The organism is Streptomyces hygroscopicus, assembly GCF_026168105.1.
GTDB lineage: Bacteria > Actinomycetota > Actinomycetes > Streptomycetales > Streptomycetaceae > Streptomyces > Streptomyces hygroscopicus_D.
Genome location: NZ_LBMW01000010.1, coordinates 100918 through 123035, shown reverse-complemented (window position 1 = coordinate 123035; position 22118 = coordinate 100918). Strand labels below are relative to the sequence as shown.

Here is a 22118-nt window from a genome sequence, read left to right as displayed (position 1 = left end):
GGGCAGGGTACTGCCTAGCATGGGGGTGCTCGCGCCCCGCAAACGGGCGCGTCGGTTCGTTCGTACGTCGTCCGGGGAGGCGCGCAGGGATGCCGGTGCCCGGCCTCATGTCACGGCCGGCCCGACTGTGGGCCGCGGGAGGACTCCTTCTCACCCTCGCCCTCGTGGCGGCGCTGCTGGTCACCGCTGTCGGCGGGGCCCGCCGGGCGCGGGCCGCCGCCGACGGGCTTGTGCACACCACCGTGGAGGTGTCGCCCAGCGGCTGTGGGCGTGGCTGGACCTCGCCGGTTTCCGGTCTTCAGGTCTTCGACCTGCACAACACCTCCAGCGCCGCCGCCGAGGTGTACCTCGAGGACGCCCGCAGCCGCGCGGTGTACGGCGAGGTGGAGGGCATCGGCCCCGGTACGACACGGCAGTTGACCGTCCGCCTCGGCAAAGGTTCGTACGCGTTCACCTGTCTGCCCGACGACGCCGACGCCGTCAGGGGCCCCACGGTCCGCATCGCAACGGGCCGGGCCGGGCCCGCCGCCGCCCCTGTCACGCAGCACGATCTGGTCCCGCTCGCGATCGACTACCAGAAGTGGGTGGGCGGCGGCCTGGACGAGGTCGGGCGCCTGACCGGCCTGCTGAGGGACGCGGTCGACCGCGGGGACCTCGAAGCGGCCCGTACCACCTGGCTCCCGGCGCACCTGGCGTACGAGCGCCTCGGCGCCGCGTACAACGCCTTCGGTGACGCGGACCGAAGCATCAACGGAACGGACGCCGGGCTGCCCGGCGGCGTCAAGGACCCGTCCTTCACCGGCTTCCACCGGATCGAGTACGGGCTGTGGCACGGGCAGTCCGCCGCCACCCTGCGCGCCCCGGCGGACGACCTCGTCAAGGCCGTCACCGGGCTGCGCGCCGACTGGGCGCAGGCCCGCATGGACCCGGCCCAGCTGGGCCTGCGGGCCCACGAGATCCTGGAGAACACCGTGCAGTCCGAGCTCACCGGGCGCACCGACTACGGCAGCGGCAGCACCCTCGCCACCGCCCGCGCCAACCTCGACGGCACCCGCGCCGTTCTGTCCCGGCTGCGCCCCCTGCTCCGTACCCGGTACCCGGACCTGCCCGGCCTGGACCGGCAGATGGACCGCGCCCGGCGCTCCCTGGACGGCTTCCGCCACGGCGACCGCTGGACCTCTCTGGACGGTCTGGAGCGCGCGCAGCGCGAACAGGTCGACGCGGTCCTCGGCGACCTGGTCGAGCGGCTGGCCCAGGTGGCGACGCTCTGCGACCCACGGAGAACGGTATGACCACATCCCCCCGTACGAGCGGGGTCGGCCGGCGCGGCTTCCTGCGCGGGGCGGCCCTCGCGGGCGCAGGGCTCACGACGGGCGGCGCGTCTGCCCCGGCCGCCGGCGACGGCCCGGGTGCGGATACGCCCCCGATCGTGCCGTTCCACGGCGCACACCAGCAGTCGGTCCTCGCCGCTCCGCGCCGGGTCAGCGCCTTCATCGCCTTCGACGTGACAGCCGTCGGCCGCAAGGAGCTCACCGATCTGCTGCGCACCCTCACCGGCCGGGCCCGCTCCCTGACCTCGGGGGGAACGCCCCCGCCGGTCGGCATCACCGGCCCGCCCGCCGACTCCGGCGTCCTCGGCGAACGGCTGCCCGCCGGAGCCCTGGCGGTGACCGTCGGGGTCGGCGCCGGGCTCTTCGACGACCGCTTCGGCCTGGCCGCCCACCGCCCGCGGAGGCTCGCCACCATGCCGGCCTTCCCCGACGACGACCTCCGGCCGGAGTGGTGCCACGGGGACCTCAGCCTCCAGTTGCACGCCGACGATCCGGACACCGTGCTGCACGCCCTGCGCGACATCGCCCGGCACACCCGCGGGGCCATGCAGGTCCGCTGGCGCCTCGACGGCTTCAGCAGCCCGCCCCGGCCCTCGGGCACACCGCGCAATCTGATGGGCTTCAAGGACGGAACGGCCAACCCCGACGCGGCGGATGCGCGGGAGATGAACCGCCTGGTGTGGGTGGGACGGGGTGGGGGAGAGCCGGACTGGACGGTCGGCGGCAGCTATCAGGTCGTACGGCTGATCCGCATGCTGGTGGAGTTCTGGGACCGGGTCTCCCTCACCGAGCAGGAGCGGATGTTCGGCCGTGCCCGGGAGTCCGGCGCGCCCCTGGACGGCAATGCCGAGCACGACGTCCCCGACTATCCCAACGATCCCAAGGGCGACGTCATCCCCCTGGATGCCCACATACGGCTCGCCAACCCGCGGACGGCGGGCACGGCCGGTCAGCGCATCCTGCGCCGTGCCTACAACTACGACGCAGGCATGGACCGCAACGGCAACCTCGACATGGGTCTGCTGTTCTGCTGCTACCAGCAGGACCCCGCCCGCCAGTTCGAGGCCGTTCAGCGTCGCCTCGCGGGCGAGCCCCTGACCGACTACATCAAGCCTTTCGGCGGCGGCTACTTCTTCGCGCTGCCGGGCGTACGGGACCGGACGGACTGGTACGGTCGGGCACTGCTCGGCCAGTTCGCGTGACCCGAGGGCATGCGGACCCACCGGGTCAAGGCAAGGTCAAGATTTGATCTGGCTTCCCTGACCCGGTGTTCACCCGCGCGCCATCGGGAGGCCGACGCGGTGCCGTCCGCTCCCCGGAGCATCCCTGACCGTATGGCGCACTGACGTTCGTGTCCGGAAGGTGAACCACCATGCCCAGCAGGGGTAGAAGAGCAACGCTACGGAGCTTCGGCGCGCTCGCGGGCGCCGCGGCCCTCACACTCATCGGCGCCAACGGGCCTGCCTGGGCCGCCACACCGGACGGAAGGGGGGCCAACTCCTCGACGGCCACGCCCATCCAGCACGTGGTGGTCCTCTTCGACGAGAACGTCTCCTTCGACCACTACTTCGCGACCTACCCGAAGGCCGCCAACACCGACGGTACGAAGTTCACGGCGTCCAGGAAGACCCCGAAGGACATCGACAACCTGCGCACCGCCGGGCTGTTGACGAAGAACCCCAACCAGTACGCGCCCAAGCGGCTCTCCCCGTCCCAGGCCATGACCTGCGACCAGAACCACGCCTACGGGCCCGAGCAGTACGCGTACAACGGCGGGAAGAACGACCAGTTCGTCCAGAACACGGACTCGGGCAAGTGCTCGGGCACACTGTTCGGCGAGCCGGGTCTGGTGATGGACTACTACGACGGCAACACCGTTACGGCGCTGTGGAACTATGCGCAGCACTACTCCCTCGGCGACCGCTCGTTCAGCTCGGCCTACGGGCCGTCCACCCCGGGCGCGCTCAACCTGGTCTCCGGTCAGACGCATGGCGTCGTCTCCATGGACCCCGCCTCCGGCACCGAGAACCCCAAGCAGACGTCGACGCCGGACTCGTACACCGTCCAGTCGCCCGACGCGAAGGGTGTCGGCACGGTCATCAACGACCCCGACCCGGCTTACGACGACTGCTCCGGCAAGGACCACACCAGCAAGAACGCTCTCGCCTCAATGCAGGGCCGCAACATCGGTGACGTGCTCAACTCCCGTAAGGTCAGCTGGGGTTGGTTCCAGGGCGGCTTCCGGCCGTCCACCGCGTGGGACGGCCAGCAGGGCCACTACGCCAAGTGCGACACCGCGCACACCAATGTCGGCGGTGCCTCCGTCATCGACTACAGCCCGCACCACTCGCCGTTCGAGTACTACAAGTCGACGTCCAACCCGCACCACCTCCCGCCCAAGAGCGTCGACGAGGTCGGCCACAACGGCCAGGCGAACCACAACTACGACCTGACCGACTTCGACGCGGCCCTCAAGGCGGGCAAGCTGCCGGCCGTCAGCTTCGTCAAGGCGGCCGAGTACCAGGACGGCCACGCCGCCTACTCCGACCCCATCGACGAGCAGCACTTCCTCGTCCAGCAGATCAACGCCGTCCAGAATTCGCCGCAGTGGAAGTCCACGGCGGTCGTGATCGCGTACGACGACTCCGACGGCTGGTACGACCACGCCTACGCCAAGCCGCGCAACGGATCCCAGGACACCACGCCCGGCTCCAACGGCAAGGCCACCGACAGCCCGGCCTGCCAGGCGGGCCCGGCGGCATCCGGCGGTTACGCCGACCGCTGCGGACCCGGCACCCGTCAGCCGCTGCTCGTGGTCTCCCCGTACAGCCGGGTCAACAAGGTCGACCACACGCAGACCGACCAGTCCTCGATCATCCGCTTCATCGAGGACAACTGGCACACCAGCCGGATCGGCGACCACTCCTTCGACTCCAAGGCCGGTTCCATTGCGGGCATGTTCGACTTCCGGCACCCCAACAACAGGCAGGTGCTGCTGAACTCGGACGGCTCGGTGAAGTCGGTCGGCCCGATCCGCCCCGTGAAGGCGGTCGCCACGAGCATCACCCCGGGCCCGGCCATGCAGAACACGGCCGCGGACACGGACGCCTCGTCGTTCCCCGCCGTCCCGGTGGGCATCGCGACGGGCGCACTCGTTGCAGCCGGCGCGACGGGCACGTACCTCACCCTGCGTCGCAAGGGCCGCGCACGCGCCTGACGTGGCGCGGACCTGACGGGCGGTGGTTCCGGCGGTGCCGGGGCCACCGCCCGCGACGCTCCCTTGACGTCCCCGACCACCCCACTCGGCCTCCGCCGGACATCTCGGCACACCGGCGTTGCGGCACGGACGTGCGGGAGCAGGAGGCGGGAGAGCCCGGGCACCACGGCGAATCAGCAGGCGCCGGTCGCATGACCACCGGCGACCTGCTCGCCGTCTTCGACATGCAACGCGTCTTCGCCGAGCCGGGCGGTCCCTGGCCGCCCCGCGCTTCGGCAAGTGGACACCCGAACTGGACGGGCGCGTCGGACACGTAGGACGGCTGGTGCCGGCCGGCGTCAGCACCGACTGCTGCGTGCTGTCCACGGCTCTCGCCGCCGCCGACGCCGGGGTGGAGGTCCTGGTGGTCACCGCCGACGAACTGCCCGGCGAGAACCGGCTCGGCGAGAACCGGCTCGGCGAGAACCGGCTCGGCGAGAACCGGCCCACGGGAGCCTGACGCCAGGGGAGCCGACACCGGGGCAGCCGCCGGTCCGCCCCTGCTCGCCCTGCCCGTATCCGGCCTTGGCCTCGGCATCCGAGGACTCGACATCCGGTGGCCCGCTGTCCAACCCGGCCGCCCTGACATGCATGGCTCGGTTCCGGATGGGTACGTGTCGGGAGCCCGTCCGGAGCCGACGGTTCCGGACCGTGCCGTCACTACCTGGGGATTGCCATGGACACACCCGAGAACACCAACCGCCCGACCGCAGCTCAGGCGGCACTCGACACTCTCGCGGTGGACGCCGCGGACCCGGAGGCACTGGACACGCTGGCGGCATGCGACGTGCTCGTCCCCGTGCCGGACGACGCCTCGGAGGAGGACGCCACCAACCCCAATGCCGTGGCCCTGCCCGTGCTGGAGCAGCCGGACGGCGAGCAGACGGTGCCGGTGTTCACGACCGAGACGGAAATGGCCGACCTGCTGCCGTTCGTCTCGCGCTACCGGCTGGTACCGCTCGGCGCGCTCGCGTCGCAGTGGCCCACCGACGACCTCACGCTCACCATCGACGCGGCTTCGCCGCACGGTCTGACGCTGAACTCGGACGGCATTCGCACATTGGTCGCCCACGGCTGACGCGACTTTGGAGGCGAACGGGGCGGCCTCGGCGGCGCCCCCGCACTCCGCACGGGCTGCGCCGCGCTGAGGCAGCCCGTTGCCCGGTTCACAATGACCGCATGAGATGGATCTCCGGTGTGGTCGGCGCCGTGCTCCTGGTGGCGGTCCTCGCCAGCGTCCTGCGCATCCTGGTGGTACCCCGTGGCCTCTACTCGGCGCTCGTGTACCGGCTGTGGTGGAGCCTTCGCCGTCTGCTGAGGCTCGCCGCCCTCAGCGGGGACTACCAGGCCATCGACCGCACACAGACCTGGCTAGGCCCGCTGATCCTGATGGGCATGCTCGCGACCTGGCTGGGCGGGGCTTTCGTGGCCTACGGTCTGCTGCTGCACGCCCTGTCCACGCTGACCTGGGGCAGCTCGTTCCGCGAGGCCGGATCCAGCCTGTTCACGCTCGGCTTCGCCAGCGGCCAGCGGCCGCACCTGTCCGCGCTCGACTTCCTGGCCGCGACCACCGGGCCCGTCGTCATCGCGCTGCAGATCGCCTATCTGCCGACGCTGTACGCCGCCTACAACCGCCGTGAGGTGGAGGTGACCCTGCTGCAGTCCCGGGCCGGTGAACCCTCCTGGGGGCCGGAGATCCTCGCCCGCCAGTGGCTCGTCGAGACGGAGACCGCCCTGCCCGAGCTCTACCGCGCCTGGGAGCGGCTGGCGTCGGACATCGGGGAGAGCCACTCCACCTACCCCGTGCTGATCGCGTTCCGTTCGCCGCGCCCGTACCGGCACTGGCTGGTCGGGCTGCTCGCCGTGATGGACGCGGCGGCCATGCAGCTCTCGCTGACGCCGACGAGCGCCCCGGCGGAGGCCCGGCTGGTGATCCGGGCCGGCTTCACCGCCCTGCGGGACATCGCCCGCTCGGTGCGCTTCAAGTTCGACGTCGACCCCGAACCGGAGGCACCGATCCAGCTCACCTACGACGAGTTCGAGGCGGCCGTGGCGATGATCGAGGCGGCGGGCTTCCCGGCCGAGCGGACGGCACGGGAGGCCTGGCCGCACTTCCACGGCTGGCGGGTCAACTACGAGGCGATCGCGTACGAGCTGTGCCGCCGTTCCGACGCCGTACCCGCACTGTGGAGCGGCCCGCGTGACTTCGCCTGCGCGCCCGTCCCGCCCCAGCGCCCGACGGACCGGCGTCCGGGCGAAGATCGGCCGGAATCGCCCCCTAACGCGGGGTAGACCTACCGCGCCCGGAGGGAAGTTCCCACGGGACGGGTCACGTAGGGGCACGGAGGGGGATGGTCGTGAGGGTCGTCCTGCTGGGTACGGCCGCCGGCGGCGGCTTCCCGCAGTGGAACTGCGCCTGTGCGCTGTGCACCGCCGCCCGCGACGGAAAACTGCCCGCCCGCGCCCAGGAGTGCGTCGCCGTCACCGGCAACTCCCGCGACTGGTGGCTGCTCAACGCCTCACCGGACATCCGCACACAGCTCGCGGCCACCGCACCGCTCTGGCCGGGCCCGGGCCGGTCCACACCGGTCAGGGGCGTTCTCCTGACGGATGCGGAGGCCGACCACGTCGGGGGCCTGGCGGTGCTGCGCGGCGGCGCGGACCTGAGGGTGTACGCCGCTCCGCCGGTCCTCGCCGCGCTGGCCCCGCTGCGCGCGGCGCTCGACCGCTACGCCGCCTGGCAGTGGGCGGACGCCCTGACCGAGGGCGGATTCGTCCTGGCCGGCGGTCTCGTGGTCACGGCGCACCCGGTGGGCGCCAAGACCCCCAGGTACCTGGCCGCCGCCGCGGACGACCGGTGGGTGGTGGCATACCGTGTGGAGGATCTGGCCACCGGCGGAGTCCTCGCGTACGCGCCCTGTGTGGGTGCCTGGTCGCCGGTCCTGGACGAGCTGCTGGGGACGGCGGACTGCGCTCTGCTGGACGGCACGTTCTACGCGGCCGACGAGATGGGCACGGTGGTACCGGGCGCGGCCGGACAGGGAGCCATGGGGCATCTGCCCGTCGCGGGCGCGCAGGGCAGTCTGGTGGCCCTTGCCCGCCACCCCGGACCGCGCCGGATCTACACCCATCTCAACAACACCAACCCGCTGCTCGACCCGGCTTCGGCCGCCCGGCAACGGATCGCGGAGGCGGGGGCCGAAGTCCTCGCGGACGGGGCGGAGTTCGCCGTGTGACCGCTCACTCCGCCGATGTCGGCTCCTCCAGCATCCGGGCCAGGACGTCGCGTTGCAGCGGCAGCACCCGGGTGTGCAGCTCGCGGCCCTCGTCGGTGAGGGCGACCCACACCCCCCGGCGGTCCTCCTCGCACACCGAGCGCCGCACCAGGCCGTCCTTCTCCAGCCGTCCGATCAGCCGGGACAGGGCGCTCTGGCTCAGATGGACCCGCCCGGCGATGTTCTGCACCCGGCACTGGTCCCCGTGCGCGGGCGTCTCGGCGGCGAGGATGTCGAGCACTTCGAAGTCACTGGCACCGAGACCGTACGGATGCAGTGCACGGTCGATCTCGCACATGGTGCGGGCGTGCACCGACAGGATGTCCCGCCATTGTTCCTCGAGCCGGGCACCGGCCGCGTTCACTCCCATACACCGCATGTTAATGCGCGTGCATCGATACCGGGACCGCTGCGGCCGGGCCCGCTCGGCCCATGCCTCCTGGACCAGCGCCACGAGGCTCCTCCGGTTGCCGTTCCGGTCCCCGGCCCCTGCGCCGACTCGGGCCTCACCGGTTACGTCGGCAGGATCACCACGCCCGTTGACGGGCGTCCCCGTCACGGCACTTCGGCCCGTTCGGATCTCGGCCCCGCGCCATCGGACACGCGACAGTGGGCCCGGCGGGCGGGACGGAGGGACGAGATGCTGAAGATGCCGGTGAGCGACAGACGGATGCGGATCCTCGAGTGGCTGAAGGACCCTGTTGCGCACTTCCCTCCGCAGCGGCACGGCGACCTCGTCGAGGACGGGGTCACGGCGGCGGCCGTCGCCGAGAAACTCGCCGTGCCCCGGCCCGTCGCCGTCACCGATCTGCGCCTGCTCGCCGCGATCGGCCTGCTGCGCACCACCCGGATCCGGCGGAGCGTCCACTACCGCCGCGACGAGGTCCGCATCGCCGAGGTTGCGCGACTGTTCGAGAAAGGTTGGTAGGCCCCGGGCCGCAAGGGTACGCACCTGCCTTGGTGGGCAGTCTCCGACCTGGAAGGGCAGGGGCAGCCTCCGACCTGGAAGGGCAGGCACACATGGACCGTCCCACGACCCTCGTCCCGCACCGCTACGTCGCGATCGGCGGCCGGGGGCCGGAGGACGTTGTTGCCGACGCGCGCGGCCGGGTGCTGACCGGCACGGCCGACGGACGCATCCTGCGCCTCGACGGCCTCGCCGACCCGGCCCGTACCCGCATCGAGGTGCTCGCCGAGACGGGCGGCCGACCCCTCGGGCTCGAACTCCTCGCGGACAACGCCCTGTTGGTGTGCGATGCGCACCGCGGACTGCTGAGGATCGCGCTCGACGACGGCACCGTACGGATCCTCGCCGACTCGGTGGCGGGGGAGCCCCTGCGGTTCTGCAGCAACGTCGTCGCCCTGTCCGATGGCACGGTCTACTTCACCGTGTCCAGCAGGCGCCACCCCCTGGAACAGTGGATCGGCGACCTGGTCGAGCACACCGGAACGGGGCGGCTGCTGCGGCTCGCCCCCGGCGCCGACAGCCCCGATGTGCTCCTGGAGGGGCTGCAGTTCGCCAACGGCCTCGCCCTGGGCAAGGACGAGTCCTTCCTGGTCGTGGCCGAGACCGGAGCCCGCCGCCTCACCCGTTACTGGCTGGCCGGACCGCGGGCGGGCCGGAGCGAGCCCTTCGTCGAGGACCTCCCCGGCCTGCCCGACAACCTCTGGAGCGCCGGGGACGACGGTCCGATCTGGGTGGCACTGGCCGCCCCCCGCGTGCCCGTCCTGGACCTGCTGCACAGCGCCGCCCCGGCCGTGCGCCGTGCCGCCGCCCGCGTCGCGATACGCGCTCCTTACCGCCCCGCGCGTATGGCCGGAGCGCTCGCGGTCGACGACGAGGGCCGCATCCTCCGGTACCTTCTGCGCCGCCCCTCGGACTTCCGGATGGTCACCAGCGCGTGCGTCGCCGACGGCCGGCTGATCCTGGGGAGTCTGTGGGAGCGGGGCGTCGCGGTGTGCAAGCTGCCCACGGGCACCTGCTGACCAGGGGTGTGCGGCATCGGGGGGACCGACTGGCTGGGGGTGTGCGGCATCGGGGGGGACCGACTGACCGGGTGGGTGCGGCATCGTGGGCAACGGCCGACCGGGGTGCGCGGTACCAGTGGCACCGACCGGCCGGGGGTGCGAGGCCGCCGCGCTCGGGGTTAACCTGTTCCCCGGCCGCGATCATGCCCCGCGGCGCGGTGGTGGGGCCCGCCGCACCACAACCGCGGCAGCGTCGCCGCCCACGGTCCCTACTTGCGATGGAGCGTGCCCGTTCCGCAGGGCCCCGGCGAGTAGGAGAAGCGCGTCCATGTCAGTCCCGCACCCCAAGAGCGCCGACCCGATGGCCCCGTCCGGGCAGGCGCGGCGGCCGTCGCCCTGGCAGGGGCAGGGTCCCGTCCTGGCGGTCGTCGCCCTCGGCGGCGCCCTCGGCGCCACGGCGCGCTACGCCGCCTCGCTGTGGTGGCCCTGGCGGGCCGGCGGATTCCCCTGGACCACCTTCGGGATCAACCTCGTCGGCTGTGCCGTGATCGGCGTGTTCATGGTTGTGATCACCGACGTGTGGGCGGCCCACCGCCTGGTGCGGCCCTTCTTCGGCACGGGCGTGCTCGGTGGCTTCACCACCTTCTCGACGTACGCCGTGGAGATCCAGCGCCTGGTCGCCGGGGGCCACGCGCGCACCGCACTCGCCTATCTGTTCGCGACCCTCTTCGGGGCTCTTGCGGCGGTGTGGCTCGCGATGACGGCGACCCGGCGGGCCCTCATGTGGCGGCAACGGTGAACGGATCACACAACGGCGCACCGCGGAGGCGGCGATGACACGACTGACCGGCAGGGCCCTGCGGCTTACCGTCTACGTCGGTGAGCACGACACCTGGCACCACAAGCCCCTCTACAGCGAGATCGTGCACCGCGCGCATGCCGCGGGCCTCGCGGGGGCGAGCGTCTTCCACGGTGTCGAGGGCTTCGGTGCGTCCTCGGTCGTCCACACCTCGCGACTGCTGTCGCTGAGCGAGGACCTGCCGGTGGCCGTCGTCGTGGTCGACACCGAGGAGCGCGTCCGCGCCTTCCTCCCGCAGCTCGACGAACTCGTCACCGAAGGACTCGTGACGCTCGACGAGTGCGAGGTCATCCGGTACGTCGGCCGGGAGGCCGGGCCGCGGAGGACCGACGGGAAAGGTGAGAATTCGTTGTGAATTGGCTCCTGGTGATCGTCGGTGCCATGGTCGGTGCCCCCCTGCGGTACCTCACCGATCGCGCGGTACAACTGCGGCACGACACCGTCTTCCCCTGGGGCACGTTCGTCGTCAACGTGGCGGGCTGTCTGGTCCTCGGCCTGCTGACGGGCGCGGTCGCGGCCGGCCACGCCTCCTCCCACCTGCAGCTGCTCATCGGCACGGGCCTGTGCGGGGCGCTGACCACGTACTCGACCTTCTCGTACGAGACGCTGCGGCTGACCGAGACCGGTGCGGGGTTCTACGCTGCCGCCAATGTCGTCGCCGGCGTGGCGGCGGGCCTCGGTGCGGCCTTCGCCGGGGTTTCGTTCGCCCAGGCTTTGTGGCCGTAGCCCCACGACGTCACCTCGGCATAGTAAAAATCTCTTGCACCTCTACCGTCTACAGCACTGTCGACCAACTCAGAACTGGATCCCATGAGCGTCATCAACGTCGGTCAGGCCGTCGTCCTCGGAGTCGTCGAGGGGGTGACCGAATTCCTCCCCGTGTCCTCGACCGGCCATCTCAAGATCACTGAGGGGCTGATGGGGATCCCCGTCGACGACAAGTCCGTCGTCGGCTTCTCGGCCGTCATCCAGGTCGGCGCGATCGCGGCCGTGCTCCTGTACTTCTTCAAGGACATCGTGCGCATCGTCTCGGCCTGGTTCCGGGGCCTGCTCAACCGGGAGGAACGGCAGCGCCACGACTACAAGTTCGCGTGGTGGGTGATCTACTCGACCATCCCGATCGTCATCGTGGGCCTCGCCGCCAAGCCGCTCATCGACGGCGCGCTCGGCTCGCTGTGGGTGGTGGCCGCCTCGCTGATCGTCGGCAGTGGCGTGATGTGGGCGGCGGACCAGATGGGCCGGCACAAGCGCGGCGAGGACGACACCTCGTTCAAGGACGCGATGCTGGTCGGGTGCTCGCAGATCCTCGCCCTGCTCTTCCCCGGCTTCTCCCGCTCCGGCGCCACCATGTCCACCGCGCTCATCCTGGACCTCGACCGCGTAGCGGCCACCCGTCTGTCCTTCTTCCTCGGCATCCCGGCCCTCACCGGCGCCGGCCTCTACGAACTGAAGGACGCCCTGGGTGCGGGCGTGGGTGCCGCGCCGCTGGCCGTCGGCACCGTCGTCTCGTTCGTGGTCGCGTACGCGTCCATCGCCTGGCTGCTGAAGTTCGTCGCCAAGCACTCCTTCAACGCCTTCGTGATCTACCGGATCGTCGTGGGTGTGGCGCTCCTCGGCATGCTCTCGGCCGGTGCGCTCAGCTGATCCGGGCCGCTCGTGATCGGCGCGCCCGGCCGGTCGCCGCTGATCACCCGTGGGGCGTGAAGTCGGTATTCAGGCTTTACGCCCCATGAAAGTCCGCTTGACCGCCCCCCCTTGACAGTCCCGTCCTGTTGCCCGCAGGATCGCTCCCGTGAACCTGTCAGACAGCCAGACAGCTGGTCGGGGACCGCGGCGCGTCAGCGCCATGGAAGCGGTGCTCACCCACCTCCGCGGCGCCATCGAGCGCGGCGACTACGCGATCGGCGACAAGCTGCCCTCCGAGGCCGAGCTGTGCCGCACCCTTGAGGTCTCCCGGCCCGTGCTGCGCGAGGCCCTGCGGGCTCTGCAGGCGATGGGCCTGACCGTCTCGAAGACCGGCAAGGGCACCTTCGTCGTCGCGAACGCCGTCGAGGACCCCACCTTCGGCGACTACGTGGCCAGCGACCTGCTGGAGGTTCGCCGCCACATCGAGATCCCGGTCGCCGGGTACGCGGCGCTGCGCCGTACCTCGGAGAACCTCGACCACCTGGCCCACCTCCTGGACCGGATGGAGCGGGAGACGGACACCACCGCCTGGGTCGCGATGGACACGCTCTTCCATCTCGCGGTGGCCGAGGCCGCCCAGAACCCGGTTTTCCGCCGGGTGATCGAGGAGATCCGGGACGCGCTCGCGCGCCAGTCGGCCTTCCTCAACGAACTGGGCGGCCGGCGCGAGCAGTCCAACCGCGAGCACCGGGCGATCGTCGAGGCGCTGATCGACGGTTCCGAGCACGACGCGGTGGAGGCCATGACCCACCACCTCGACCGCGTCGAGACGACCCTCACCGACATCGTGCGCCCCCGGCGCGCGGACACCCCCACGGAAGGCGGACCCGCGGCGTGAGCGAGCAGTACCTCCAGGAAGAGTCCCGTCAGGCGGAGATACGCACCTCGTCCGGTCACGTCGACGCCGGTGACGCGGGCTACAGCAAGTCCCTCAAGTCCCGGCACGTCAACATGATCGCCATCGGCGGCGCCATCGGCACCGGCCTCTTCCTCGGTGCCGGCGGCCGTCTCGCCGATGCCGGCCCCTCGCTCTTCGTCGCCTACGCGATCTGCGGCGTCTTCGCCTTCCTCGTGGTGCGAGCGCTCGGAGAACTCGTGCTGTACCGGCCCTCCTCCGGCGCCTTCGTCTCGTACGCCAGGGAGTTCCTCGGTGAGAAGGGCGCCTACACCGCGGGCTGGATGTACTTCCTCAACTGGGCGACCACCGGTATCGCAGACATCACCGCCGTGGCCACCTACACCCACTACTGGGGCATGTTCTCCGACATCCCGCAGTGGGTGATCGCCCTCGTCGCCCTGGCCGTGGTCCTCACCGTGAACCTCATCTCGGTGAAGATCTTCGGCGAGCTGGAGTTCTGGTTCGCCATCGTGAAGGTCAGCGCCCTCGTGGTCTTCATGGCGATCGCGATCTTCCTTCTGGTCACCCGGCACCCCGTCGACGGCAACACCCCCGGCCCGTCCCTGATCACCGCCCACGGCGGCGTCTTCCCCAACGGCGTGCTGCCGATGCTGCTGATCATCCAGGGTGTCGTCTTCGCCTACGCCTCCGTCGAGTTGGTCGGCGTCGCCGCGGGCGAGACCGAGAACCCCGAGAAGATCATGCCGAAGGCGATCAATTCCATCATGTGGCGCGTCGGCCTCTTCTACGTCGGCTCGGTCGTCCTGCTGTCGATGCTGCTGCCCTGGAACAAGTACTCAGCAGGCCAGAGCCCCTTCGTGACGGTCCTGTCCCACATCGGCGTCCCCGCCGCGGGCGGTGTGATGAACCTCGTCGTCCTCACCGCGGCCATGTCCTCGCTCAACTCCGGTCTGTACTCCACCGGCCGCATCCTGCGCTCCATGGCGATGTCCGGCTCGGCCCCCAGGTTCACCCGGGTGATGAGCCGCAGCCAGGTACCGTACGGCGGCATCCTGCTCACCAGCGGCATGTGCGTCCTCGGCGTCGGCCTCAACTACGTGGTCCCCGCCGACGCGTTCGAGATCGTTCTCAACTTCGCGGCGATCGGCATCCTGTCCACCTGGGGCATGATCATGGTCTGCCATCTGCTCTTCTGGAAGAAGACCCGGGACGGCGAACTGACCCGGCCGGGCTACCGACTCCCCGGCTCCCCGTGGACCGAGATCGTCACGCTCGCCTTCCTCGTCTCGGTGTTCGTCCTGATGTACGCCGACGGCGGCGCCGGCCGCACCACCGTGCTGTGCCTGCCGCTGATCGGGGCTGCCCTGGTGGGCGGCTGGTACGGCATACGCAGCCGGGTCGCCCGCAGTAACTCCTCCAAGGTGAATGTGTGAACCACGCAGTGTTGTACGGAAGTTCGGTGGCCGAGGCTCCTGTGATCCGGGAGCCCCTCCACGCCCCAGTCGCCCACCTCATCCGCGGTGGGGTCGTCGAAGGCATCCACTACGGCTCGGTCGTCGTCCTCGGCGCCGACGGAGCCGTCCAGCTGCAACTCGGTGACATCGAGGCCGCCTTCTACCCGCGCTCGGCGCTCAAGCCGGTGCAGGCGGTGGCGATGCTGAGAGCCGGGCTGACGCTCGACGGGGAACTGCTGTCGCTGGCCGCGGCCAGCCACTCCGGCGAGGAGCGGCACCTGGCCGGCACCCGGCGCATCCTGGAACTGGCCCAGGTCACCGAGGAAGACCTGCGCAACGTTCCGGACCTGCCGTACGACCCGGTCGTCCGCGACACCTGGGTGCGCGAGGGCCGCCCGCCCTCCCGGCTCGCGCAGAACTGCTCCGGCAAGCACGCGGCCATGCTGTACACCTGCAAGCTCAACGGCTGGCCGCTGGAGGACTACCTCGACCCGGCGCACCCGCTCCAGCAGGCCATCGCCGAGATCGTCGAGGACCTCACGGGCCAGCGCGTCGCCCGGGTCACCGTCGACGGCTGTGGCGCACCCCTGTTCTCCGTCTCGTTGCACGGACTCGCGCGTGCCGCGGCCCGGATCGTGACCGCACCGGCCGGCACCCCGGAGGCGCGCGTGGCGGACGCCATGCGCGAACACGCCGAGATGGCCTCCGGCTCCGGGCGCGACGTCGCCGCGCTGATGCGCGCCGTGCCGGGGCTGCTCGCCAAGGACGGCTTCGAGGGCGTCCAGGTCGCCGCACTGCCGGACGGCCGGACCGTCGCCGTGAAGATCTCCGACGGGGCGAACCGGGCCCGCGTCCCGGTCGCAGCGGCGGCGCTCGCCCGCGCCGGGGTCGACCCGGCCGCGCTCGCCGAGTTCGACGGGGAACCCCTGCTCGGCGGCGGCAAGCCGGTCGGCAGCGTCCGGCCGGTCCGCGCGCTCGACCCGCTCCCGAGCTCTCGGCTCGGCTCGACCGGCGGGGACTCACACACCCAGACGTACGCCTGATCCGAACCCTCCACCTCCGAAAGAGGCCCGCACAGCCATGACCGCCGCAGCCCACCGCAGCGAACACGACCTGCTCGGCTACCGCGACGTACCCGCCGAGGCGTACTGGGGCATCCACTCCCTGCGCGCCAAGGAGAACTTCCCCATCACGGGGACGCCGATCTCCGCGTACCCGCACCTGATCGACGCACTCGCCGCCGTCAAGGAGGCCGCCGCCCTCGCCAACGAGGAGCTCGGCCTGCTGGAGCCGAAGAAGGCCGCCGCTGTCGTCGAGGCCTGCCGCGAGATCCGCGACGGCAAGCTGCACGACCAGTTCGTCGTCGACGTCATCCAGGGCGGCGCCGGCACCTCGACCAACATGAACGCCAACGAGGTCGTCGCCAACCGCGCGCTGGAACTGCTCGGCCACGCCAAGGGCGAGTACCGGCACCTGCACCCGAACGAGGACGTCAATCTCGGTCAGTCCACCAACGACGTCTACCCGACCGCAGTCAAGATCGCCACGGTCTTCGCGGTGCGCGGGCTGCTCAAGGCGATGGCGGTGCTCCAGGACGCCTTCGCCCGCAAGGCCGTCGAGTTCCGCGACGTGCTGAAGATGGGCCGCACCCAGCTCCAGGACGCGGTGCCGATGACGCTCGGGCAGGAGTTCTCGGCGTACGCGGTCATGCTCGACGAGGACCGCAGCCGGCTCGCGGAGGCGGTCGAGCTGGTCCACGAGATCAACCTCGGCGCCACCGCGATCGGCACCGGGCTCAACGCCCCCGCCGGATACGCCGAGTCGGCGCGCCGCCACCTCGCCGAGATCACCGGTCTGCCGCTGGTGACGGCCGCCAACCTGGTGGAGGCCACCCAGGACTGCGGTGCATTCGTGCAGATGTCCGGTGTGCTCAAGCGGATCGCCGTCAAGCTCTCCAAGAGCTGCAACGACCTCAGGCTGCTGTCCTCGGGACCGCGTGCGGGACTGAACGAGATCAACCTGCCACCGGTGCAGGCCGGTTCCAGCATCATGCCCGGCAAGGTGAACCCGGTGATCCCCGAGGTCGTCAACCAGGTCGCCTTCGAGGTGATAGGCAACGACGTCACCATCACCATGGCCGCCGAGGCCGGTCAGCTCCAGCTGAACGCCTTCGAGCCGGTCATCCTGCACTCCCTCTCCGAGAGCATCACGCACCTGGAGCGCGCCTGCCTCACCCTCGCCGAACGGTGCGTCGCCGGGATCACGGCCAACGAGGCGGAACTGCGGGCCGCCGTGGAGAACTCCATCGGCCTGGTCACCGCGCTCAACCCGTACATCGGGTACGAGGCGGCGACCGGCATCGCCAAGGAGGCCCTCGCCACCGGGCGCGGTGTTGCGGAACTCGTTCTGGAGAAGGGCCTGCTGCCGGCCGAGCGACTGGAGGCGCTGCTGCGGCCCGAGGTGGTCGCGGGCAGCGGCTTGCCGAAGGTCTGATCCGGCAGTCCAGCGGGAGCGACGCTCCACGGGGCGGCGGCCGACAGCCGCCGCCCCCGCCCTCCGCAAGAGCGGGGGAACAGTCGTAGGATCCATCGCATGATCATGAGGTACCTCAGGTGAGCGGTCCGTCCCGAGCGGCGGCACGATGGTGACCATGGCCCCGTCGCAGAGCTTCCAGCCCGTGCTGGAACGTATCGCCGAAGAGATGGAGCGGCGGCCCGGGCGCGGACGGCCCGCCGACTACATCCCGGCCCTGGCCGCCTGGGACCCGCGCCGCTTCGGCATGGCGGTCGCCGAGCCGGACGGCACGGTGTACGGGGTGGGGGAGTGGCGGCAGCCGTTCTCCACGCAGTCCATCACCAAGGTCTTCACCCTCGCCCTCGACCTGGCCCGCGAGGGCGACGAGCTGTGGGAGCACGTGGGCCGGGAACCGTCGGGCAATCCGTTCAACTCCCTGGTCCAGCTGGAGTACGAGAACGGCATCCCGCGCAATCCCTTCATCAACGCGGGCGCCCTCGTCGTCACCGACCGGCTGCACACCCGCACGGGTGACGCGGCCGGCACCCTGCTCGACTTCCTGCGGGCCGAGAGCGGCAACCCCGGCCTCTCCTTCGACCTGGAGGTCGCCGTGTCCGAGGCCGCGCACGGCGACCGCAACGCCGCACTCGGCCATTTCATGGCGTCCTACGGCAACATCGACAACCCGGTGCCGGTCCTCCTCGAGCAGTACTTCCGCCAGTGCTCCATCGAGGCCTCCTGCGCGGATCTCGCCCTGGCCACCGGCTTCCTGGCCCGCCACGGCGTCCGCGCCGACGGCACCCGTCTGCTGACCCGCAGCCAGGCGAAGCAGGTCAACGCGGTGATGCTGACCTGCGGCACCTACGACGCGGCAGGCGACTTCGCCTACCGGGTCGGTCTGCCCGGCAAGAGCGGTGTCGGCGGCGGCATCATCGCCGTCGTGCCCGGCCGCTGCACGCTGTGCGTGTGGAGCCCCGGCCTCGACGAGCGCGGCAACTCCGTGGCGGGCGTCGCGGCACTGGACCGCTTCACCACGCTGACGGGGCTGTCCGTGTTCTGATCCGGGGGTCGCATCCCGAGGCTCTGACCGGGACTTCCGCACTCCCCGACGGCCACCGCTCACACGGCGGTCACCCGGGGGCCGCCCCGACGAGGGAAAGGCGTCGCTTTCCGGCCACCCGGCGTTGACACGCTTCCCGAGTGTTGGCCATGGTTTTCCCCGTCGATCTCCGCCGCTGCCAGGCGCTCGGTCTGGCCGGTACCGCCTTTCTCGCGCTGGGCGGTGAGACCGCCGGGGCCCTGCCGGTCGCGGATCTGGTCTCCCCCGAGTCCGGACGCGCCGCCCTCGGACTGGTGGGGGTGTACTTCGGCGTCGTCCTGCTGATCGCCGCATGGGCGCTGCTCGGCAGGGTGATACGCGGCCCCGAGCCGCCGACTCCGCGCGCCCTGCTGCTGGTCCTCGCCGTCTGGGCGGCACCGCTGCTGCTCGCGCCGCCGCTGTTCAGCCGGGACGTGTACAGCTACCTCGCGCAGGGCGCCATGGTCGATGCACACATCGACGTGTACACGCACGGGCCCGCGCAGCTCGGCGGCCCGCTGGCGGACGAGGTCGCACCGGTGTGGCGCGACACCGCGGCCCCCTACGGGCCGGTCTTCCTCGCCGTCGCCTCCGCGCTCTCCGGGCTGACCCGCGGCGAACTGCCCGCCGGACTGCTCGGCATGCGGCTGGTCGCCCTCCTCGGCGTGGCCCTCATGGCGGCCGCACTGCCGCGACTGGCCCGGCAGTGCGGCGCCGATCCGGCCGCCGCGCTGTGGCTGGGCGCCCTCAACCCGCTGGTGCTGCTGCACCTGGTCGCCGGCGCCCACAACGACGCCATCATGCTGGGGCTGCTCGGCGTGGGCCTGCTCATCGCCCGCGGCCGTCTGCACCTCCTCGGCGTCGCCCTCGTCACGCTCGCCGCGCTGGTCAAGGCTCCGGCCGCGCTCGGCCTGCTGGCCGTGATCGCGCTGCGCAGGCCCGCCGGAACCGTACGGGCGGTGGTGACGACCACGGTGGCCGCGCTCGCCACCACGCTCGTGGCCACCGCCGTGACCGGCACGGGATACGGCTGGATCGCCGCCCTGAAGACGCCCGTCTCCCCGCACAACTGGTCGCCCACCAGCGTCCTCGGCCGGATCACCGGGCATGTACTCGAAGGACTCGGAAGCGGTCTGGCCCCCCTGGCGATCCCGGTGTGGCACGCCGCCGGTCTCCTCGCCACGACGGCCGCGGTGATCGTCATCTGGCTGAAGCTGCGCCCCGCACCGGTCTACGCGCTCGGCCTGAGCCTCGCCGTCGTGGCCGTCCTCGGCCCGGCGATCCGGCCCTGGTACGCCTTGTGGGGGCTGTTCCTCATCGCCGCCGCGGCACCCAGCACCTCCGTACGGCACCGGGTGGCCGCCGCCACCGCCGTCCTTGCGCTCGGTGTGCTGCCGAGCGGCGGCCCGCCCGACCTCGCGCAGGTGGTTCTCGCCGTCTCCGGCGGAGTCCTCGCCCTGGTCGTGCTGTGGCAGGCGCACCAGGCGGCGCAGGCACCCGTGCTGGGACGGACCGCGTGAGAGCGCCGCGCTCCGAGCGGGGCCGGATCGCCCTCGTCCTGAGCCTCGCCGCCGCCGTGGCCGTCTTCACCGCGACGGTGCCGCTGCTGCGGGGCTGGTTCGACCTGCGTGTCTACTACGGGACCGTGGACGCCTGGGCGCACCACGGTGGTCGTATCTACGACTACCGGGTGCCGGGTACGACCTACGGCTTCACCTATCCGCCGTTCGCCGCCCTGAGCATGCTGCCGATGGCGTTCATCGGCCTGGGGGCCTCGATCGTCCTCACGCTGCTGCTCAACCTCGGGGCCGCCGCCTTCGCGCTGTGGATCCTCGTGGGTCAGAAGCTGCGCCGCCACGGCTGGTTCGGCTGGGCCCTGGCCGGGTGCGCGCTGGCACTGCTCGAACCCGTGCGGGACACCTTCAGCTTCGGGCAGGTCAACCTGCTGCTGCTGGCCCTCGTGCTGGGCGACGCCCGGCTGCTGTCCACCGGCCGGGAGCGCTGGGCCGGGGCCGGCATCGGACTCGCGGCGGCCGTCAAGCTCACCCCCGCGCTCTTCATCGGTCTGCTGCTCCTCGCCCGGAGATGGCGGGCCGCCGCCGTGGCCACCGCCGTCGCGGTGGCCGCGACCGCGCTCGCGGCCTGGGCGGCACCGGGCGCCTCCCGCTTCTACTGGACGCACGCCGTGTGGGACACCACCCGCGTGGGCCGCCTCGTCTACGTCTCCAACCAGTCCCTGCAGGGCGTACTCGCCCGGCTCGCCGCTCCGGGCGACCCGAGCCGCGCCGCCTGGGCACTCGCCGTCGTCCTGGTCCTCGCAGTGTGGGCGTGGCGCGCACACCGCGCACTGCGGGCCGACGACTGGCGGGCCGCCTTCGCGCTCACCGGGCTCGCCGCCTGCCTGGTCAGCCCGATCACCTGGGTGCACCATCTGGTGTGGCTGCTGCCGTCGCTCGCCGTACTGGTGCACGGGCGCCGACTGCGGATCGCGGGCGCGGTGTACGTGCTGCTCTGCAGCAGCGTGGTGTGGCTGTGGTTCGACGACGCCTCCGGGATCGACGGCTTCCTCGGCAGCAACGCATATGTATGGATCACGCTGGGTCTGCTGCTGAGGCTGCCGGTCGGTCAACCGCGTGTGGACCGACCGCCCTTCAGCCGCAGGGCGAGCACCAGCGCCGCGGTGCCCACACCGACCGCACCCGCCAGGGCCGCCGCCTCCGGCCAGCCGGCTCCGTCGTCGCCCTCGTGACGCCGTGCCGTCCTTGCCGGTGCGGCACCGGGCGGCCGGGCGGGCAGGAGCGAGCCGATCGGTGTGACCCGCCCGGCCGCGGCGAACCCCCAGTCCAGCAGCGAGCGCGCCTCCTCGTAAACCGCGAAACCGCCGCCTTCCTGAGGGTTCATCACCGTCACCACGAGGGTGCGCCCGCCGCGGCGGGCGGCGGCCACGAGCGTGTTGCCCGCGCCGCTGGTGTAGCCGTTCTTGACGCCGATCAGCCCGGGGTAGGCCGCGACGCCGTCGGCACCGGTCAGCAGCCGGTTGGTGTTCGCGATCTCGTACGATCCCCCGTCACCGGGGAACGTCGACTCCGCGGTGGCGCAGTAGCGCGCGAAGTCCGGATCGCGCAGCCCGGCCCGCCCGAACACCGCCAGGTCGTACGCCGACGACACCTGCCCCGGGGCGTCGTAGCCGTCGGGCGTGACCACATGGGTGTCGAGGGCGCCCAGCGCCCGGGCCTTGGCCTGCATCTTGCGGACGGTGGTTTCCACGCCTCCGTTGAGCGCGGCCAGGACGTGCACGGCGTCGTTGCCGGAGTTCAGGAAGACCCCCCTCCACAGGTCGGCCACCCGGTAGGTGTGCCCCTCGCGGACCCCGACGAGGCTGCTGCCTGGGCCGATGTCCGCCAGCTCCCGCTCGGAGACGGTGTGCTGGGTGTCGCCCGAAAAGCGCGGCAGGACGGCGAGGGCGAACAGCGTCTTCAGGGTGCTCGCGGGCGGCAGCGGGCGGTGCGGGTCGTGTGCTGCGAGCACCGTGCCGGAGCCGGCGTCGGCCACCACCCACGACAGCGCCGACACGTCCGGGAGTTCGGGGGCCCCGGCGCGGGGCCGCACCTGCGTGCCGGACCCGTACGGGAGCGACGGCTGCGAGGCGGCGGGACCCGGGGTGGCGGTACCTGTGCCGGTCACGGCGACGGCGGAGTGCGCGGAAAAGGCCGGCGCACAGACCGCACTGAGGGCACAGCAGGCGGTGACGGCGCGGGCTGAGAATCCGATGGTCATATCAGCCACCGTAGGAAGGCTGGGCGCGGACGCCCGGATACCTTGAGCCGTGCGGGGGACG

General features: G+C 71.6%; 21 protein-coding genes and 2 pseudogenes. 21 read left to right on the top strand and 2 right to left on the bottom strand.

Annotation, left to right across the window (positions count from 1 at the left end):
• Window positions 1-89 precede the first annotated feature (89 nt).
• From AAW14_RS13130 to pqqB, 8 genes and pseudogenes are all read left to right on the top strand, one after another.
• Window positions 90-1292, top strand: coding sequence for an EfeM/EfeO family lipoprotein (locus AAW14_RS13130; RefSeq protein WP_416223294.1), 1203 nt, complete (start codon window positions 90-92; stop codon window positions 1290-1292).
• A complete protein-coding gene (gene efeB / locus AAW14_RS13125; protein ID WP_265563391.1) occupies window positions 1289-2533 on the top strand; it encodes an iron uptake transporter deferrochelatase/peroxidase subunit in 1245 nt (414 codons plus the stop codon). Before AAW14_RS13130 ends, efeB begins: the two co-directional genes overlap by 4 nt.
• 170 nt (window positions 2534-2703) lie before the next feature.
• Window positions 2704-4548, top strand: coding sequence for a phospholipase C (locus tag AAW14_RS13120; RefSeq protein WP_265563389.1), 1845 nt, complete (start codon window positions 2704-2706; stop codon window positions 4546-4548).
• A gap of 191 nt (window positions 4549-4739) precedes the next feature.
• Window positions 4740-4865 carry a hypothetical protein gene (locus AAW14_RS13115; RefSeq protein ID WP_265563515.1) on the top strand — a complete coding sequence of 42 codons (126 nt, stop codon included), beginning with the start codon at window positions 4740-4742 and terminating at the stop codon, window positions 4863-4865.
• A pseudogene (locus AAW14_RS13110) lies at window positions 4811-4978 on the top strand (isochorismatase family protein); the annotation flags it as partial. The gene AAW14_RS13115 and the pseudogene AAW14_RS13110, both read left to right, overlap by 55 nt.
• 285 nt (window positions 4979-5263) lie before the next feature.
• Window positions 5264-5665 (top strand): SseB family protein, encoded by a 402-nt coding sequence (locus tag AAW14_RS13105; protein ID WP_265563387.1) that lies wholly within the window; start codon window positions 5264-5266, stop codon window positions 5663-5665.
• 101 nt (window positions 5666-5766) lie between these two features.
• A complete protein-coding gene (locus AAW14_RS13100; RefSeq protein WP_265563385.1) occupies window positions 5767-6879 on the top strand; it encodes a hypothetical protein in 1113 nt (370 codons plus the stop codon).
• A gap of 59 nt (window positions 6880-6938) precedes the next feature.
• A complete protein-coding gene (pqqB, locus tag AAW14_RS13095) occupies window positions 6939-7823 on the top strand; it encodes a pyrroloquinoline quinone biosynthesis protein PqqB (RefSeq protein WP_265563384.1) in 885 nt (294 codons plus the stop codon).
• 4 nt (window positions 7824-7827) lie between these two features.
• Here pqqB and AAW14_RS13090 read toward each other — a convergent pair whose 3' ends face one another.
• Entirely contained in the window at window positions 7828-8232 is a 405-nt protein-coding gene (locus tag AAW14_RS13090; protein ID WP_265563382.1) for a MarR family winged helix-turn-helix transcriptional regulator, read from the bottom strand.
• A gap of 270 nt (window positions 8233-8502) precedes the next feature.
• Here AAW14_RS13090 and AAW14_RS13085 point away from each other — a divergent pair, with 270 nt between their 5' ends.
• The 13 genes and pseudogenes from AAW14_RS13085 to AAW14_RS13025 all read left to right on the top strand — a co-directional run.
• Window positions 8503-8790, top strand: a complete 288-nt coding sequence (locus AAW14_RS13085; RefSeq protein ID WP_265563380.1) for an ArsR family transcriptional regulator — start codon at window positions 8503-8505, stop codon at window positions 8788-8790.
• 92 nt (window positions 8791-8882) lie between these two features.
• Window positions 8883-9848 (top strand): SMP-30/gluconolactonase/LRE family protein, encoded by a 966-nt coding sequence (locus AAW14_RS13080; RefSeq protein ID WP_265563378.1) that lies wholly within the window; start codon window positions 8883-8885, stop codon window positions 9846-9848.
• Window positions 9849-10158: 310 nt separating this feature from the next.
• Window positions 10159-10629, top strand: a complete 471-nt coding sequence (gene crcB / locus AAW14_RS13075) for a fluoride efflux transporter CrcB (protein WP_265563376.1) — start codon at window positions 10159-10161, stop codon at window positions 10627-10629.
• 34 nt (window positions 10630-10663) lie between these two features.
• Window positions 10664-11044, top strand: coding sequence for a DUF190 domain-containing protein (locus AAW14_RS13070; RefSeq protein WP_265563373.1), 381 nt, complete (start codon window positions 10664-10666; stop codon window positions 11042-11044).
• Window positions 11041-11415, top strand: a complete 375-nt coding sequence (gene crcB / locus AAW14_RS13065; protein WP_265563371.1) for a fluoride efflux transporter CrcB — start codon at window positions 11041-11043, stop codon at window positions 11413-11415. Before AAW14_RS13070 ends, crcB (AAW14_RS13065) begins: the two co-directional genes overlap by 4 nt.
• An 84-nt stretch (window positions 11416-11499) precedes the next feature.
• Window positions 11500-12333, top strand: a complete 834-nt coding sequence (locus tag AAW14_RS13060) for an undecaprenyl-diphosphate phosphatase (RefSeq protein WP_265563369.1) — start codon at window positions 11500-11502, stop codon at window positions 12331-12333.
• A 202-nt stretch (window positions 12334-12535) separates the two neighbouring features.
• Entirely contained in the window at window positions 12536-13213 is a 678-nt protein-coding gene (locus AAW14_RS13055; protein WP_265563511.1) for a FadR/GntR family transcriptional regulator, read from the top strand.
• Window positions 13210-14667 (top strand): amino acid permease, encoded by a 1458-nt coding sequence (locus tag AAW14_RS13050; protein WP_265563367.1) that lies wholly within the window; start codon window positions 13210-13212, stop codon window positions 14665-14667. The genes AAW14_RS13055 and AAW14_RS13050 overlap by 4 nt, the downstream gene beginning before the upstream one ends.
• 11 nt (window positions 14668-14678) lie before the next feature.
• A complete protein-coding gene (locus tag AAW14_RS13045; protein WP_265563510.1) occupies window positions 14679-15731 on the top strand; it encodes an asparaginase in 1053 nt (350 codons plus the stop codon).
• A 37-nt stretch (window positions 15732-15768) separates the two neighbouring features.
• Window positions 15769-17181 carry an aspartate ammonia-lyase gene (gene aspA / locus AAW14_RS13040; RefSeq protein WP_265563365.1) on the top strand — a complete coding sequence of 471 codons (1413 nt, stop codon included), beginning with the start codon at window positions 15769-15771 and terminating at the stop codon, window positions 17179-17181.
• A gap of 148 nt (window positions 17182-17329) precedes the next feature.
• On the top strand, window positions 17330-18262 hold the full coding sequence (locus AAW14_RS13035) for a glutaminase (RefSeq protein WP_265563363.1): 933 nt from the start codon (window positions 17330-17332) through the stop codon (window positions 18260-18262).
• 149 nt (window positions 18263-18411) lie between these two features.
• The gene (gene mptB, locus AAW14_RS13030) at window positions 18412-19800 is read left to right on the top strand and encodes a polyprenol phosphomannose-dependent alpha 1,6 mannosyltransferase MptB (RefSeq protein ID WP_265563361.1); all 1389 of its coding nucleotides are present in this window, start codon (window positions 18412-18414) and stop codon (window positions 19798-19800) included.
• A pseudogene (locus AAW14_RS13025) lies at window positions 19749-20681 on the top strand (glycosyltransferase family 87 protein); the annotation flags it as partial. The gene mptB and the pseudogene AAW14_RS13025, both read left to right, overlap by 52 nt.
• 224 nt (window positions 20682-20905) lie before the next feature.
• On the opposite strand, the gene AAW14_RS13020 reads toward AAW14_RS13025, so the two are convergent.
• Window positions 20906-22057, bottom strand: a complete 1152-nt coding sequence (locus tag AAW14_RS13020; RefSeq protein ID WP_265563359.1) for a D-alanyl-D-alanine carboxypeptidase family protein — start codon at window positions 22055-22057, stop codon at window positions 20906-20908.
• Window positions 22058-22118 lie beyond the last annotated feature (61 nt).